15 protein-coding genes, 1 pseudogene and 1 riboswitch are annotated in these 14580 nt (G+C 69.0%); of the genes and pseudogenes, 4 read left to right on the forward strand and 12 right to left on the reverse strand.

The window, feature by feature from the left end:
• Window positions 1-30: 30 nt before the first annotated feature.
• Complete coding sequence (locus AC1DSA_RS04330) at window positions 31-1503, reverse strand: M20 family metallopeptidase (protein ID WP_477886413.1); 1473 nt, start codon at window positions 1501-1503, stop codon at window positions 31-33.
• A gap of 46 nt (window positions 1504-1549) precedes the next feature.
• On the opposite strand from AC1DSA_RS04330, the gene AC1DSA_RS04335 reads away from it, so the two are divergent.
• Window positions 1550-2299: a DUF72 domain-containing protein gene (locus AC1DSA_RS04335; RefSeq protein WP_477886414.1), complete on the forward strand. Its 750-nt coding sequence runs from the start codon at window positions 1550-1552 to the stop codon at window positions 2297-2299.
• A gap of 3 nt (window positions 2300-2302) precedes the next feature.
• On the opposite strand, the gene AC1DSA_RS04340 is transcribed toward AC1DSA_RS04335, so the two are convergent.
• The 8 genes from AC1DSA_RS04340 to AC1DSA_RS04375 form a co-directional block, all read right to left on the reverse strand.
• Window positions 2303-2884, reverse strand: a complete 582-nt coding sequence (locus tag AC1DSA_RS04340; protein WP_477886416.1) for an IMPACT family protein — start codon at window positions 2882-2884, stop codon at window positions 2303-2305.
• 76 nt (window positions 2885-2960) lie between these two features.
• Window positions 2961-3782: a 2-oxo-tetronate isomerase gene (gene otnI, locus AC1DSA_RS04345; protein ID WP_477886417.1), complete on the reverse strand. Its 822-nt coding sequence runs from the start codon at window positions 3780-3782 to the stop codon at window positions 2961-2963.
• Between the two features lie 11 nt (window positions 3783-3793).
• Window positions 3794-4804 (reverse strand): D-erythronate dehydrogenase, encoded by a 1011-nt coding sequence (gene denD / locus AC1DSA_RS04350; protein ID WP_477886419.1) that lies wholly within the window; start codon window positions 4802-4804, stop codon window positions 3794-3796.
• 63 nt (window positions 4805-4867) lie between these two features.
• Complete coding sequence (gene chrA / locus AC1DSA_RS04355) at window positions 4868-6247, reverse strand: chromate efflux transporter (protein ID WP_477886420.1); 1380 nt, start codon at window positions 6245-6247, stop codon at window positions 4868-4870.
• The gene (locus tag AC1DSA_RS04360; protein ID WP_477886421.1) at window positions 6244-7113 is read right to left on the reverse strand and encodes a chromate resistance protein ChrB domain-containing protein; all 870 of its coding nucleotides are present in this window, start codon (window positions 7111-7113) and stop codon (window positions 6244-6246) included. The genes chrA and AC1DSA_RS04360 overlap by 4 nt, the downstream gene beginning before the upstream one ends.
• 93 nt (window positions 7114-7206) lie before the next feature.
• Window positions 7207-7791 carry a methionine biosynthesis protein MetW gene (gene metW / locus AC1DSA_RS04365; RefSeq protein ID WP_477886423.1) on the reverse strand — a complete coding sequence of 195 codons (585 nt, stop codon included), beginning with the start codon at window positions 7789-7791 and terminating at the stop codon, window positions 7207-7209.
• Entirely contained in the window at window positions 7788-8966 is a 1179-nt protein-coding gene (gene metX, locus AC1DSA_RS04370; RefSeq protein WP_477886427.1) for a homoserine O-succinyltransferase MetX, read from the reverse strand. Before metX ends, metW begins: the two co-directional genes overlap by 4 nt.
• Before the next feature lie 111 nt (window positions 8967-9077).
• Window positions 9078-9635, reverse strand: coding sequence for a TMEM165/GDT1 family protein (locus tag AC1DSA_RS04375; protein WP_477886429.1), 558 nt, complete (start codon window positions 9633-9635; stop codon window positions 9078-9080).
• Window positions 9636-9819: riboswitch (yybP-ykoY riboswitch) on the reverse strand. It abuts the gene before it with no gap.
• Window positions 9820-9940: 121 nt separating this feature from the next.
• Here AC1DSA_RS04375 and AC1DSA_RS04380 point away from each other — a divergent pair.
• The 3 genes and pseudogenes from AC1DSA_RS04380 to AC1DSA_RS04390 all read left to right on the forward strand — a co-directional run bounded on the left by AC1DSA_RS04380 (window position 9941) and on the right by AC1DSA_RS04390 (window position 12513).
• Window positions 9941-11143, forward strand: a complete 1203-nt coding sequence (locus AC1DSA_RS04380; protein WP_477886431.1) for an ammonium transporter — start codon at window positions 9941-9943, stop codon at window positions 11141-11143.
• 206 nt (window positions 11144-11349) lie between these two features.
• A pseudogene (locus AC1DSA_RS04385) lies at window positions 11350-11754 on the forward strand (RNA recognition motif domain-containing protein); the annotation flags it as partial.
• 270 nt (window positions 11755-12024) lie between these two features.
• Window positions 12025-12513, forward strand: coding sequence for an RNA recognition motif domain-containing protein (locus AC1DSA_RS04390; protein ID WP_477886432.1), 489 nt, complete (start codon window positions 12025-12027; stop codon window positions 12511-12513).
• A 126-nt stretch (window positions 12514-12639) separates the two neighbouring features.
• Here AC1DSA_RS04390 and AC1DSA_RS04395 read toward each other — a convergent pair whose 3' ends face one another.
• The 3 genes from AC1DSA_RS04395 to AC1DSA_RS04405 are packed head-to-tail and all read right to left on the reverse strand — an operon-like array spanning window position 12640 to window position 14579.
• Window positions 12640-13416, reverse strand: coding sequence for an SDR family oxidoreductase (locus tag AC1DSA_RS04395; RefSeq protein WP_477886434.1), 777 nt, complete (start codon window positions 13414-13416; stop codon window positions 12640-12642).
• Window positions 13417-14040, reverse strand: coding sequence for an LPS export ABC transporter periplasmic protein LptC (gene lptC / locus AC1DSA_RS04400; RefSeq protein ID WP_477886436.1), 624 nt, complete (start codon window positions 14038-14040; stop codon window positions 13417-13419).
• A complete protein-coding gene (locus AC1DSA_RS04405; protein ID WP_477886438.1) occupies window positions 14037-14579 on the reverse strand; it encodes a KdsC family phosphatase in 543 nt (180 codons plus the stop codon). Before AC1DSA_RS04405 ends, lptC begins: the two co-directional genes overlap by 4 nt.
• Window position 14580: the final 1 nt, after the last annotated feature.

The following is a 14580-nucleotide window of genomic DNA, read 5'->3' on the forward strand; positions in this document are numbered from 1 at the left end:
AAGACCCCAAATCGCGAGCAGCCAATCGGCTCAGGGCATCTGCGCCATCACCTCGGCGACAGCGGCGGTCAGACGTTTTGCATACGGAACGTGCAGGAATTCGTTGGGCCCGTGCGCATTGCTGCGCGGACCCAGCACCCCGCACACCATCATCTGCGCGGCCGGGAAGCCCTGGCTCAGCATGTTCATCAGCGGAATGGTGCCGCCCTGGCCGATGTAGCCCACCGGCGCGCCGAAGTGCGCCACCGAGGCCGCATTGAGGGCGTGCTCGAACCAGGGGGTGGTCGGCGGCGCGTTCCATCCGGACGCGGCACCGTTGCCCTCGAAGGTGACCTTGGCTTGGTACGGCGCGTTGTCCTCCAGCAGGGTCTTGAGCTCCTGCACCGCCTGTCCCGCATCGATCAGCGGGGGCAGGCGCAGCGACAGCTTGAAGGCCGTGTACGGCCGCAGCACATTGCCGGCGTCCTGCATCGCAGGAAAGCCTTCGGCACCAGTCACCGACAAGGTGGGCGTCCAGGTGCGGTTGATCAGCGCCTGCACCGGCTCGGTGGTGGTCGGCAAGGCGAACACGCTGGAGCCGCCGCAGTCCGCATGCGCCCAGGGGAAGCGCTTGTAGACCTCCTCCCCCAGGATCGCGGCGGTGGCCCTGGCTTGCGCCAGCCGCTCCGGCGGAACTTCGCAATGGAAGCTGGCCGGCAGCAAGCGGCCCGTCTTGCTGTCCTCGAGCCGGTCGAGCACCTGCCGCATGATGCGGAAGCTCGAAGGCACGAGGCCGGACGCATCCCCCGAGTGCACGCCTTCGGTGAGGATCTCCACCTTGAGCGTGCCGCCGGCCAGCCCGCGCAGCGACGTGGTAAGCCAAAGCTGCTCGTAGTTGCCCGCTCCCGAATCCAGGCAGATCACAAGGCCGACGTCGCCCAGCCGGGGACGCAGCGCGTCAACGTAGGGCAGCAGGTCGTAGGAGCCGGATTCCTCGCAGGTCTCGATCAGGCCGACGATGCGCGGATGCGGCTTGCCCTGGGACTTCAGCGCCTGGATGGCGGCAATGCTGGCGTACACGGCATAGCCATCGTCGGCGCCGCCCCGCCCGTAGAGCTTGCCGTCCTCGTACTTGGGCGTCCACGGGCCCAGGTCATTGCGCCAGCCGGTGAATTCCGGCTGCTTGTCCAGGTGGCCGTACATCAGGATGGTCTGCCTCGCCGCGGCATTGGTGCCCTCCACCTCGAAGAACAGCACCGGCGTGCGTCCGGGAAGCCGCACGATCTCGAGCTTCAGCCCCGCGACCTTCTGCGCCTCGACCCAGCCGGCTGCGTTGCGCAGCACGGTTTCGATGTAGCCGTGCTGCTGCCATTGGGGATCGAAGCCCGGCGACTTGGCCGGGATGGCGATGTAGTCGGTGAGCTGGCGGACGATGTCGCCGTCCCACTGCCGCGTGACCTGGTCGAGCGCGCGGGCGCTGTCGAGCAAGGTGGCGGGCAGTTCGCGGTGCAGGGGTGCGTTCATCCCCTCACTTTACGCGCAGCGCCGGACGCAAGCTAGGATGGCCGCCATGATCCCGCGCATCCATGTGGGCGTCGGTGGCTGGACCTTCGAGCCCTGGCGCGACAACTTCTACCCGGCCGGCCTGCCGCACAGCCAGGAGCTGCGCTACGCCAGCCGCCAGCTGACCGCCATCGAGGTCAACGGCACGTTCTACAGCACCTTCAAGCCCGCCACGTTCGCGAAGTGGCGCGACGAGACGCCCGATGGCTTCGTGTTCTCGCTCAAGGCGCACCGCTTCACGACGCACCGCCGCGACCTGGCCACGGCCGGCGAAGGCATCCAGCGCTTCGTCGGCAGCGGCATCGACGCGCTCGGCGAAAAGCTCGGCCCACTGCTCTGGCAGTTCATGCCGACGATGACCTTCGATGCGGCAAACGTCGAGGCCTTCCTGCGCCTGCTGCCCCGCGAGGTGCAGGGCCGCCCCTTGCGCCACGTGCTGGACGTGCGCCATCCCAGCTTCGCCTGCGAGGACTACCTGGATCTGCTCGCGCGCCATGGCTGCACGACGGTCTACACGGATTCGGAGAAATTCCCCGCGATCCCGCACGCGCGCAGCCCGCTGGCCTACCTGCGGCTGATGCGCAGCGCGGCGGATTGCGCGACGGGCTACCCGGTGGATGCGCTGGCGCCCTGGGCACGCGGCGCGCGCGAATGGGCTGCGCTGGGCGAGGACCACGAGGCCTTCGTGTTCTTCATCAACGGCGCGAAGGAGCGGGCGCCGCACGCCGCATTGGCTTTCCTCCAGCAGCTGGGGTGAGGCTCACAGCCACTGCAGCTGGCCCTGGCCCGCTTCGTTCAGGCGCAGCTGCAAGGCCGCTGCGGCGTCTTCGCCCACGCTGAACTCCAGCTCCACCGCGTCGCCGTGCCGCACCGCATCGAGTGCGGCGCCCGCATCGTGCAGTGCGCGCCGAACCAGCCCCTCCAGCGCGTACGGGACACGACAGCCCAGGCGCAAGGTGCGCTGCAGCGGCAGCTTCTCCGCGGTGAGCAGCGCCTGCGCCACCGCATCGGTGTAGGCGCGCACCAGCCCGCCCGCGCCCAGCTTCACGCCACCGAAGTAGCGCACCACGGTGGCCAGTACGCCTTCGAGCTGCTGGTGGCGCAGCACCTCCAGCATCGGCCGGCCCGCAGTGCCGCCCGGTTCACCGTCGTCGTTGGCGGCGGATTGCCCGCCGGCCAGCAGGGCCCAGCAGACATGGGTGGCGCCCGGGTGCTCGGCCCGCAGCCGCGCCACCACGGCGAGCGCCGCTGCGCGGTCGGCCACCGGCTGCACGCAGCCCAGGAAGCGGCTCTTCCGGATCACCAGCTCGCTGTGGACGGGACGCGCGAGGGTCAGGGCCATGGGGCGGGGGTGGCGCAGCCGCCGCGTGGGTTCGCCGCACCGCGGTGGGCCGCGACGGCGACCTGCGACAGCGTGCTCAAGCCCCAGCGGCCCGGAGGCGGCGCAGCCACTCCAGGCCCTGCGAGGTGCCGCCAGGCTGCGCGCCCCGCGCCGGCCGGTATTCGCACCCCACCCAGCCCTGCCAGCCGCAAGCGGCGCTCACCTCGTCGATCACCGAGAACAGGTAGGGGTGGTGCAGCTCGCCGAGGTCGGGTTCGTGGCGCTGCGGCACGCCGGCGATCTGGAAATGGCCGACGCGCCCGGTGGGCAGGTACTGGCGGATCTTCATCGCCACGTCGCCTTCGACGATCTGGCAGTGGTACAGGTCCATCTGCACCTGCACGTTCGGCTCGGCGATGTCGGCGACCAATGCGTGCGCCTGGTCCTGCCTGTTCAGGAAGAAGCCGGGAATGTCCCGCGTGTTGATCGGTTCCAGCAGCAGGTTCACCCCCTGCCTGGCCGCTTCCTTCGCGGCCCAGCGCAGGTTGGCGACGTAGGTCGGCCGCAGCATCGCGCGCTCCTGTCCCTGCGGCACCAGTCCGGCCATCACGTGCACGCGCGGGCAGGCCAGCGCCTCGGCGTAGCGCAGCGCGCGGCCGATGGCCTCGCGGAATTCGGCTTCGCGCCCGGGCAGGCAGGCCGTGCCCCGCTCGCCCGCTTCCCACTGGCCGGGCGGCGCGTTGAACAGCACCTGCTGCAGACCGTTCGACTGAAGGCGGGCGGCCAGTTCCCTGGGCTCGTGCTCGTAGGGAAACAGGTACTCGACGCCCTCGAAGCCGTCGCGCGCGGCCGCTTCGAAGCGCTCCAGGAAACCGTGCTCCGGGTAGAGCATCGACAAGTTGGCGGCAAAGCGCGGCATGGGACGGCTCCTCAGCGCACCGCGAGACGCACGGCCTGCGGGTTCTCGACGATGTAGTCGCGCACGATGGCCTCGAAGCTTTCGTCGTTGCGCAGGCCCAGGCCACGCGCGCGTTCCCAGGCGACGTCGCCCGGCCAGCTGCGCACCAGCTTTTCGATCGCCGCGTCCGGTTGCCAGTCGAGCAGCGCGGCGGCTTCCTTGCCGGCCACTTTCTCCAGCGCCGCCGCCATCTCGCCGACGGTGGTGCGCAGCGAAGGCAGGTTGATCGCCGTGCGCTGGCCCCATTGCCCATCGCTCGCCTCGGCGGCGCGGACGAAGCCTTCGATGGTGCGGGCCGGCGAGGCGAGCGCCACCGGCACTTCCGGTCCGACCGGCACCCGGGCACGCACGCCCGCGAGCGGCTCGCGGATCATGCCGCTCAGGAAGCCGGAGGCCGCCCCGTTGGGCAGGCCCGGGCGCACGCTCACCGTCATCGGCCGCACGCTGCGGCCGGCGATGAAGCCCTTGCGCGTGAAATCGGCCACCAGCTGCTCGCCGATGTACTTCTGGATGCCGTAGCTGCCCTGCGGCGTCGGCAAGGTGTCGTCGCGCATGGTCCCCAGCGCCGGCTGGCCGGGTTGCTGGCCGAACACCGCGAGCGAACTCGCGAAGACGAACACCGGGCAGGTGCCGAGCGCACGCGCCGCGTCGAGCAGCGCACGGGTCGTGTCGAAATTGCTGCGCATGCCGAGGTCGAAGTCGGCCTCGCATTCGGCGCTGACCGCGGCGGCGAGGTGGAACACGAGGTCCGTGCCGGGGGCGGGCAGGTCGCGCCGCTGCACCAGTTCCAGCAGGTCGCCCTGCACGGAGCGGATGCGCGGATCGGCCAGCAGGTCGGCCGGCGCGGCGCCGCGGTCGGCCAGCACGATCTGCTGGATCGGGCGGGCGGGCGCGCCGCGCAGGGAAAGGGAGCCGGCCGCAAGCAGGGCACGGGCGAGGCGGGCGCCGAGGAAGCCGGCGCCGCCGGTGATGAGGATGTTCATGGCGGGATGAGGTCAGGCAGGCTGGTGCGCCGAAGTATCGCTCTTTCGACCCGTGGGCCGTCCTCAGGCGGCGCCCGCCAGCCGCAGCAGCATGCCGGCCAGGGCGCAGACGGCGATCACGGGGATCACGCCCAGCTTGTAGCGGAACAGTGCCACCGCGGCGGCCGCCGCGATGAGGAGGGCCACCGCGTCGAACGGCATGCCCAGAGTGCCGCGCGCCCCCGCGATGTGGGCCAGGAAGAACAGCGCCAGGCTCGCGATCACGCCCACGACGGCGGCGGTGATCGCGGTCAGGGGAGCGGTGAAGCGCAGCTTGCCGTGGGTGGATTCCACCAGCGGCCCGCCCGCCAGGATGAAGAGGAAGGAGGGCAGGAAGGTGAACCAGGTGACCACCGTTGCCGCCAGTGCGCCGCCGAGGAAGAGCGCGTCCGGCCCCAGCACCTGGCGCGCCCAGCCGCCGACGAAGCCGACGAAAGCCACCACCATGATCAGCGGCCCCGGGGTGGTCTCGCCCAGGGCGAGGCCATCGATCATCTGCGGACCCGTGAGCCACTGGTAGTGCTCGACGGCGCCCTGGTACACGTAGGGCAGCACGGCATAGGCTCCGCCGAAGGTCAGCATTGCCGCCTTGGTGAAGAACCAGCCCATCTGCGCAAGCGTGCTGTTCCATCCGAGCGCCGCCACCAGCACGCCCATCGGCGCCAGCCAGAGCAGGGCGCCGACACCGATGACCGCGGCGAGCCGCGATTTGCGAAACAGCGCATGCGGTGGCGTGGGCGTGTGGTCGTCGATCAGCGCGGGGCCCCACGACTTGTCGGCCGCTCCGTGGGCCCCGCCGGTGCTGAACTGCGCAGGGACGAAGCGCGCGCCGGCGACGCCCGCCAGCGCCGCCGCGCCCACCACCAGCGGAAACGGAATCTTCAGGAACGCGATGGCGACGAAGCTCGCCACGGCGATCGCCCACAGCAGCGGCACCTTGCGTGGATGCCGCAGCGTGCGGCTGCCGATCCGCCAGACCGCCTGCAGCACGATCGCGGCCACCGCCGGCTTGATGCCATAGAACAGGCCCGCCACCCAGTCCACGTTGCCGAACGCGACGTAGATCCAGCTGAGCGCAACCAGAATCAGCAGCGAGGGCAGCACGAACAAGCCGCCGGCGACGACGCCGCCCCAGGTGCGGTGCATCAGCCAGCCGATGTAAGTGGCCAGCTGTTGCGCCTCCGGCCCCGGCAGCACCATGCAGTAATTGAGCGCGTGGAGGAAGCGACGCTCGGAGATCCAGCGCTTCTGCTCCACCAGCTCGCGGTGCATGATCGCGATCTGTCCCGCGGGTCCGCCGAAGCTGATGAAGCCGAGCTTGAGCCAGAACTTCACCGCCTCGCCGAACGCAACCGGCGTGCGCGTGTCATCCGCATCATGCCCCGGCACCGGCAATGCACTCATGCACGGGCTCCCTGTGTGACCTGCGGATCCCGGACCTGCCGCGCGCCCTGCGCCTTGCGGCACCACGCATACAGCGCGTCGTACAGAGGCATGGCGGCTTGCAGTATCTGGTGGTCGTCCTGGTAAAGCTGCGAGAGACCCAGCGAGAGTGCGAGCAGACCCGCCGACTGCGGCGCGAGGTCCAGGCGATCGGTGTCGGCGCCGCGCACGATCGCGGCAAGCGCCCGCAGCGCCGGATCTTCTAATGCGAAGGCCGCGAGCAGCGCGTCGAAGCTGCAAAGCTCGCCCTGGTGCGTGACGGGCGCGCCGGGAAGATCGAAGGCCACGGCCTCCAGGCGCGCGGCCTCGGCGAACACCTGCGCGGTCGGCACGTAGAAGAACTCGGCGCGCGGATCGATGAAGCGCAGGACCAGCCAGGGACAGGCGATGCGGTCGATCTTCGGCCGCTCGCGCGTGATCCAGCGAGAGGGCCGCTCGCCGGTGACGCCCAGGTCGGGCCGCTTGCGGATCTGCGGCGGCGGCGCCGAGCGCCAGGCGGCGATGTCCGGCAGGCGATCGACACCGTCCTCGCCGCCTTCGATGCCGCCTTGCAGGTAGCGGGCGTTCCAGCCGGCCAGGCGCAGCGTGCGCGCGGCTTCGCGACCGACTTCGTGGCCGTGGGCGCAGTAGACGATCACGTCGCGGGGACGTCCGCGGGCGGCGAAGGCCGCGACGTCCTCCGGAGCGCAATGGAGGGCGCCCGGCAGCAAGCGGTCACTGGCGGCGAAGCGCTCGCGCCGGCGAACGTCCAGCAGCATCGGCGCGTCGGGGCGGCCGAGCAGGTCGGCCAGTTCGGAGGGAGAAAGGGAGGGCAATGCGGTGTCCACGGAAAACTCCAGGAGAGAGTTGCCAGCGCTTGGACGGGACACCGTCTTTCCAGGAGGACCGGGAGGCTGTCGATCCCGATGCGGCATCCTAATCTAACCGCGCTCGAACTTGAAGACCGCGGTGCTGGCAGTGAAATTCGGCAGGAAGCGCTTCTCGCGTCCGTCCTGCAGTCCGAAGGCGTCCAGGAGGGTCAGGTTGTTCTTGGTCGCCAGCACCTCGAAGTCCTTGAAGGTGCCCACGCGGATGTTGGGCGTGTCGTACCACTGGTAGGGCAGGCGCTTGGTCACCGGCATGCGCCCGCGCACGATGGACAGGCGATTGGGCCAGTGCGCGAAGTTGGGGAAGGACACGATGCCCAGCTTGCCGACGCGCGCGGTTTCGCGCAGCATGACTTCGGCATTGCGCAGGTGCTGCAGGGTGTCGATCTGCAGCACCACGTCGAAGCTGTCGTCGTCGAAGATCGACAGCCCCTGGTCCAGGTTGAGCTGGATGACGTTGACCCCGCGCTTGACGCAGGCGAACACGTTCTCGTCGGCGAGTTCGATGCCATAGCCGCTGCAGCCCCGCTCGCGCTGGAGCAGGTCCAGCAGCGCGCCGTCGCCGCAGCCCAGGTCCAGCACGCGCGCGCCTTTCGGCACGAGGCGCGCGATCGAATGCAGCGTCGCGCGGTCGGTCACAGCACGGCTCCCGCGGGCAGTTCGCGCGCCGGCGCGATGGCGGCGGCGCCGGCGAGCTCCGCCGCGATGCGTTCGAAATAGGCGCGCACGACCGCCATGTAGCGCGGGTCTTCCAGCAGGAAGGCGTCGTGGCCGTGGGGCGCGTCGATTTCCGCGTAGCTCACGTCGCGGCGGTTGTCGAGCAGGGCCTTCACGATCTCGCGGCTGCGCGCCGGCGAAAAGCGCCAGTCGGTCGTGAAGCTCACCAGCAGGAAGTGCGCGCTGGCCACGGACAGGGCCTTCGCCAGGTTGCCGTTGTGCCGGATCGCGGGATCGAAGTAATCGAGCGCGCGCGTGATCAGCAGGTAGGTGTTGGCGTCGAAGTACTCGCTGAACTTGTCGCCCTGGTAGCGCAGGTAGCTTTCGATCTGGAACTCGATGTCCTGCGTGGTGTAGCGCAGGTCCATGCCCTCGCGCAGCTGCCGCCCGAACTTCTCGTTCATCACGTCGTCCGACAGGTAGGTGATGTGGCCGATCATGCGGGCGATGCGCAGCCCGCGCTTGGGCACCACGCCGTGCGCGTAGAAGTGGCCGCCGTGGAAATCCGGGTCCGTCACGATCGCGCGCCGTGCGACCTCGTTGAAGGCGATGTTCTCGGCGTTCAGGTTGGGCGCGCTGGCCACCACCACGGCGTGGCGAACGCGTTGCGGATACTGCAGCGTCCAGGACAGCGCCTGCATGCCGCCAAGGCTGCCGCCCATCACCGCAGCCAGCTGCTGGATGCCCAGTCCGTCGAGCAGGCGGGCTTGCGCGTCCACCCAGTCCTCCACCGTCACCACCGGGAAGTCCGCACCGTAGACCCGGCCTGTGTCGGGGTTCACGTGCATCGGGCCCGTGGAGCCGAAGCACGATCCCAGATTGTTCACGCCGATCACGAAGAAGCGGTCGGTGTCCACCGGCTTGCCGGGGCCGATCATCGTGTCCCACCAGCCCTCGGACTTCTCCTGCCCCGGGTACACGCCGGCGACGTGGTGCGAGGCGTTGAGCGCGTGGCAGATCAGGACGGCGTTGCTCTTGTCGGCGTTGAGGGTGCCGTAGGTCTCGTAGGCGAGCGAGTAGCCGCGGATCGAGGCGCCGCTTTGCAGGGCAAGCGGCGCGTCGAACTGCATGGACCGAGGCGTGGCGATCAGTGGCATGGACAGAAAAAACCCGGCCCCGCTGAAGCGGGCCGGGTCCGGCCTGTCTTTAGCGGCATTTATTGAGCGCCCGCAAGCGAGGCAAATCGGCGCTGCGAAGAAGTATAGCGGCTACGGCCAGAGCGCCAGCACGCCCAGTACCAGGAAGATGACGGCGCCGATGATGTGAACCAGCCGGATCGGCACCTTGCGCGTGATCCGGTCGCCAAACCAGACGACGGGCGCGTTGGCCAGCATCATGCCCAGCGTCGTGCCGGCCACCACGGAGGCCCACGCGTTGAACCGGGCCGCCAGCATGACGGTGGCCACCTGCGTCTTGTCGCCCATCTCGGCGAGGAAGAACGCCACCAGCGTGGTCACGAACACGCCGTACTTGGGCGCGGCGTCGCCGTCGCCCTCGTCCAGCTTGTCGGGGATCAGCATCCAGATCGCCATGGCGATGAACGAACCGCCGAGCACCCAGCGCAGCAGGTCGGGCCCGAGCGCCGTGGTCACCCAGCTGCCGACCGCGCCGGCAAGTGCGTGGTTGAACAGGGTGGCGATGAAGATCCCCAGCACGATGGGCCAGGGCTTGCGGAACCGGGCGGCGAGGACCAGCGACAACAGCTGCGTCTTGTCGCCCATTTCGGCGAGGGCGACGATGCCGGTAGAGACGAGAAAGGCTTCCATGGATGCTCCGGGCCGGTGCGACAAACACAATGACTGCGCGGCATCCCCGGCCTGAAACGGAGGCTGCGCAGTCAAAGGTCTCGCCAAGTCGAAGCACCGTCGGCGCCATGGGACGCGGGGTCCCAAGTCTGTTGACGCCGACCCCTTTCGAGGTGAAGGGAGGCTACTCCCCAATGACAGGCGTGCATTGTAGCCGACGCGACCGTACGCACGCTCTTGGCGCGGATATTGCTTCCTTTTGGTGCGAGAGCCGAAGAATCGGCCGAAACGCACCATCAACAAGCATTTCATCCAAAGAGGTAGCAATGGAAGCACTAAAACAGGGCTCGGACGTCCTGTTCATCCTGCTCGGCGCGATCCTGGTCCTGGCGATGCACTCGGGCTTCGCCTTCCTGGAACTCGGCACCGTGCGCAAGAAGAACCAGGTCAACGCGCTGGTGAAGATCCTGGTCGATTTCTCCGTCTCCACCGTCGCCTACTTCCTGGTCGGTTATGCGGTGGCCTACGGGACGGGCTTCCTGGTGGGCGCCGAGGAACTGGTCGCGAAGCACGGCTACGAGCTGGTGAAGTTCTTCTTCCTGCTCACGTTCGCGGCCGCCATTCCGGCCATCATTTCCGGCGGGATCGCCGAGCGCGCCCGCTTCGGGCCGCAACTGGTCGCAACCGCGGTAATCGTCGGGCTCATCTATCCGCTGTTCGAAGGCGTCGCCTGGAACCAGCGCTTCGGCATCCAGGGCTGGATCAAGGCCCTCACGGGATCGGAATTCCATGACTTCGCCGGCTCCATCGTCGTGCACGCGGTGGGCGGCTGGCTGGCGTTGCCGGCTGTGATCCTGCTGGGGGCGCGCGCCAACCGTTACCGCAAGGACGGCGCGGTCTCGGCGCATCCGCCTTCCAACATTCCCTTTCTGGCGCTGGGTGCGTGGGTGCTGACCGTGGGATGGTTCGGCTTCAACGTGATGAGTGCGCAGACGATCGACAAGGTCTCCGGCCTGGTCGCGGTGAACTCGCTGATGGCCATGGTGGGTGGAACGCTGTCCGCGCTGCTGCTCGGCCGGAACGACCCCGGCTTCGTCCACAACGGCCCGCTCGCGGGACTGGTGGCGGTGTGCGCGGGCAGTGACCTGATGCACCCGCTCGGGGCGCTGGCCGTGGGCGGCGCCGCCGGCGCGATCTTCGTCGTCATGTTCACGCTCACCCAGAACCGCTGGAAGATCGACGACGTGCTCGGTGTCTGGCCGCTGCACGGCCTTTGCGGGCTCTGGGGCGGTATTGCCGCCGGCATCTTCGGCAGCAAGGCGTTGGGTGGGCTGGGCGGGGTCAGCCTGGGGGCCCAGTTGATGGGCAGCTTGCTGGGCGTCGCCTGGGCGCTCGTTTCCAGCTTCGTGCTCTACGGGGTGCTGAAGGCGGTGATGGGCCTGCGCCTCTCGGCGGAGCAGGAATTCCAGGGGGCGGACCTGGCGATCCACAAGATCGGCTCCACACCCGAACGCGAGGCCGCCTGGTGACCTGATCTGTGGCGTGCAAGCGCCAAGACCCCATGGCGGCCGGATCTCAGGGTTGCCGGGGTCTTTACCCGGAGCAAAGCAAGGGCATAATGCGCCCTGCGATTCATCCGGGTCGCAGGTTTGCGGTGTTTAGTCGGTTTCGCGTGGTTTTGATTGCGTCTTGCGGACTCCATCGCTTTTTCCAGCGTTTTTTCCAGGAGTCCTTCATGGGCAACAAACTCTACGTGGGGAATCTCCCCTACTCCTTCCGCGACAGCGACATGGAACAGGCTTTCAGCCAGTTCGGCACCGTGACCAGCGCCAAGGTCATGATGGAACGTGACACCGGCCGCTCCAAGGGCTTCGGTTTCGTCGAAATGGGCAGCCCCGCCGAGGCGCAAGCCGCGATCGCGGGCATGAACGGCCAGCAACACGGCGGCCGCGCCCTGGTGGTGAACGAAGCCCGTCCGATGGAACCCCGCAGCGGTGGCGGCGGCGGCTTTGGCGGCGGCGGTGGCGGTGGTGGCCGCGGCTTCGGCGGCGGTGGTGGCGGCTTCGGCGGCGGCGGCGGCGGCGGTGGCCGTCGTGAAGGCGGCGGTGGCGGCGGCTACGGCGGTGGCGGCGGTGGCCGCGATCGCTACTAAGCAGCGACACATCCATAAGAAAAAGGGCCTACGGGCCCTTTTTTGTTGGCCGAATCGGATGGGATGGCGTGCCCATTTCTCCTCACCGGCTCGGGGGCGGACCCCTTGCCACCACCGCAATGATCTGCTCCATAATGTTTTTGCGTGGTCCGTCCCGACACGCAGGGTTGCGGTGAAAAGGTGCCTTTCGCTTCCATTGATGCGGCTTCAGGGTCTCCACTCGCTGCGGTTCAAAGTCTTTTCATGGAGTCCCTGTAGATGGGCAACAAACTGTACGTAGGCAACCTGCCCTACCAAGTGCGTGACAGCGATCTCGAACAGGCGTTCGGCCAGTTCGGCCAGGTCACCAGCGCCAAGGTCATGATGGAACGCGAGACCGGCCGCTCCAAGGGCTTCGGGTTCGTGGAAATGGGCAGCGACGCGGAAGCACAAGCCGCCATCAGCGGCATGAACGGCCAGCCCATGGGCGGCCGCAGCATCGTCGTGAACGAGGCACGCCCCATGGAGAACCGTCCGCGCGGCTTCGGCAGCGGTGGTGGTGGTGGTGGCGGCTACGGTGGTGGTGGCGGTGGCGGTGGCCGCTCGGGTGGCGGCGGCTACGGTGGTGGTGGGGGCGGCCGCTCTGGCGGTGGCGGTGGTGGCCAGGACGGCGGTTTCCGCAGCCCGTATGGCGCCGGCCCCCGTGGCGGCGGCCGCTCAGGCGGCGGCGGTGGTGGCTACGGCGGCGGCGGCGGCAACAGCTACTGAAGCGCGCCGGTCACACAGAAGGCTCCTTCGGGAGCCTTTTTCGTTGGGCGCAGCATCGCGCGACCAGCGCTGTCCCCAGCCGCATCGGAGAGCGCCCCAGACCCCTCTCCGGCGGACTACGTCGCCTCAGCGCTGCGCTTGCCTGTGCTTGCGCGGACGCCCGGCGAGCAACCGGTCGAACAGGGGATTGGGCAGCAGGCGCAGCAGCTTGGCGACGATGCCCATCTGCCATGGGATCACCCGGTAGCTGACGCCCGCGCCGACCGCGCGAAAGGCGGCGTCGGCGAAGTCCGCCGGCTGCATCAGGAAGGGCATGCCGTACCGGTTCTTCTGCGTCAGCGGCGTGTCCACATAACCGGGAACGATGGTGACCACTTTCACGCCAGTGGAGCGCAGTTCGCCGCGCAGGCTCTCGCAATACGCGATCACGGCCGCCTTGCTGGCGCAGTACGCGCCATGCCCCGGCAAGCCGCGGATCCCCGCGACGCTGGCGACGCCGACCAGCGCGCCAGTGCCACGCGCATGCATGCCGGACAAGAAGGCGTGGAACGTCGCGGCGACGCCGAGGGTGTTGGTGGCCAGCGTGCGCGCCATCACTTCCAGATCCTCGCGCTCGGCGGTGTCCATGCCGACGCTGATGCCCGCGTTGGCGATCACCACGTCCGGCACGCCCTGGGCGGCGATGCACGCCTGCGCCGCGGCGACGATGCTGTCGACGTCCGCAACGTCCGCGGCGTAGACGCACCAGCGGTCCGGGGCGAGGCCCTGCGCCTGCGCCCAGGCGACCATGTCGCCGCTGCGCCGCGCCACCAGCGCCAGCCGGTATCCCGCTTGCGCGTAGCGCGCCGCGAGCGCCTGGCCGATGCCGCTGGAAGCGCCGGTGATGAAGACCAGCGGCGCCATTCAGCGCGCGCCCTGCGGCTGCAGCGTGCCGTGCACGCGTCCGCGCAGTTCCATCACCCGGTCGATGTTGTCGTATTGCATGTTGTCGGCCTCGAACACGTCGCTGCCGCGCATGAGCGTCACCGGCTTGTCGGATTTCACCCTTTCCTGGTCCAGATAGGCGTGCAGGAATTCCCCGCGGATCTCCAGCTTGGGCGCGGGCGTGCCGCCGGCCGCGACCGGCGTCTCGCGGGTGACCACGGCATTGCCGATCAGCTGCACCTGGGATCCGTCGCCGTTGCTGATGCCCTTGTTCGCAGTGGCGACGGTGAGCGCGCCCTTTTCGCTGTAGGAACGCATGCGCGGCTGCTCGATCTCCGTGGTGTCGGTGTCGGGAAAATGGCGCGCCTCGACCCCCTGGATCTCGCTCTTGAGCCGGCCGCTGGCGTCGAAGGTCTTCACCGAGAAGCCGCGCAGGAAGTAGTCGGCCTCGTGCACGGGCGCGCGCTCGCCGAACACGGGCGCGGCGCCCGGAGTGGTGCGGGCAAGCCAATAGGTGCCCAGCGCCAGCAGCCCCATCAGGATGATGGGCAGGTAGATGCTGATGCGGTCCCAGGCGCGGCCGAAGCCACGCAGCCCGCTCACTGGTAGGCCTCCAGCAGTTGCGCATAGCGGCCGGAGGCCACCAGCAACAGGTCGCAGAACTCGCGCGCCGCACCGTGGCCGGCCGCAGCTTGCGTCACGTAGCGCGCATTGGCCCGCACTTCCGCATGCGCATGCGGCGGCGCAACGGCCAGGGCGCAGCGGCGCAGGACGGGCAGGTCGGGCCAGTCGTCGCCGATCGCCGCGGCCTGGGACCAGTCGCAGCCGAGTGCGGCCAGCGAGTGCTCCGCCGCCGGACGCTTGTCCTCGGTGCCGTAGTGCACGTGCGTGACCCCCAGCGCGTCCAGCCGCTTGCGCAGGGGACGGGAATCTCGGCCGGTGATCACCACCGGCGTGATGCCCGCTTTGGGCAGCAGCTTGAGCCCCAGCCCGTCGAGGATGTGGAAGCGCTTGAGCGTCTCGCCCTCGTCGGACAGGAAGATGCCGCCATCGGTCATCACGCCGTCGACGTCGAAGAACGCCACGCGGATGCCCTGTGCGGCCAGCAGCAGCTCGGGAGGAAAGGCGAGGGCGGGGCTCACC

The organism is Ramlibacter sp. P4_H7, from assembly GCF_056400765.1.

What these genes read in the sequence shown, in the direction of transcription:
- AC1DSA_RS04340 (WP_477886416.1), bottom strand. Translation starts at nt 2,884, where the DNA reads ATGGCCCTGACCCTCGCGCGTCCCGTCCACAGCGAGCTGGTGATCCGG.
- otnI (WP_477886417.1), bottom strand. Translation starts at nt 3,782, where the DNA reads ATGCCGCGCTTTGCCGCCAACTTGTCGATGCTCTACCCGGAGCACGGT.
- metX (WP_477886427.1), bottom strand. Translation starts at nt 8,966, where the DNA reads ATGCCACTGATCGCCACGCCTCGGTCCATGCAGTTCGACGCGCCGCTT.
- AC1DSA_RS04380 (WP_477886431.1), top strand. Translation starts at nt 9,941, where the DNA reads ATGGAAGCACTAAAACAGGGCTCGGACGTCCTGTTCATCCTGCTCGGC.
- AC1DSA_RS04375 (WP_477886429.1), bottom strand. Translation starts at nt 9,635, where the DNA reads ATGGAAGCCTTTCTCGTCTCTACCGGCATCGTCGCCCTCGCCGAAATG.
- AC1DSA_RS04390 (WP_477886432.1), top strand. Translation starts at nt 12,025, where the DNA reads ATGGGCAACAAACTGTACGTAGGCAACCTGCCCTACCAAGTGCGTGAC.
- chrA (WP_477886420.1), bottom strand. Translation starts at nt 6,247, where the DNA reads ATGAGTGCATTGCCGGTGCCGGGGCATGATGCGGATGACACGCGCACG.
- AC1DSA_RS04330 (WP_477886413.1), bottom strand. Translation starts at nt 1,503, where the DNA reads ATGAACGCACCCCTGCACCGCGAACTGCCCGCCACCTTGCTCGACAGC.
- AC1DSA_RS04335 (WP_477886414.1), top strand. Translation starts at nt 1,550, where the DNA reads ATGATCCCGCGCATCCATGTGGGCGTCGGTGGCTGGACCTTCGAGCCC.
- denD (WP_477886419.1), bottom strand. Translation starts at nt 4,804, where the DNA reads ATGAACATCCTCATCACCGGCGGCGCCGGCTTCCTCGGCGCCCGCCTC.
- AC1DSA_RS04395 (WP_477886434.1), bottom strand. Translation starts at nt 13,416, where the DNA reads ATGGCGCCGCTGGTCTTCATCACCGGCGCTTCCAGCGGCATCGGCCAG.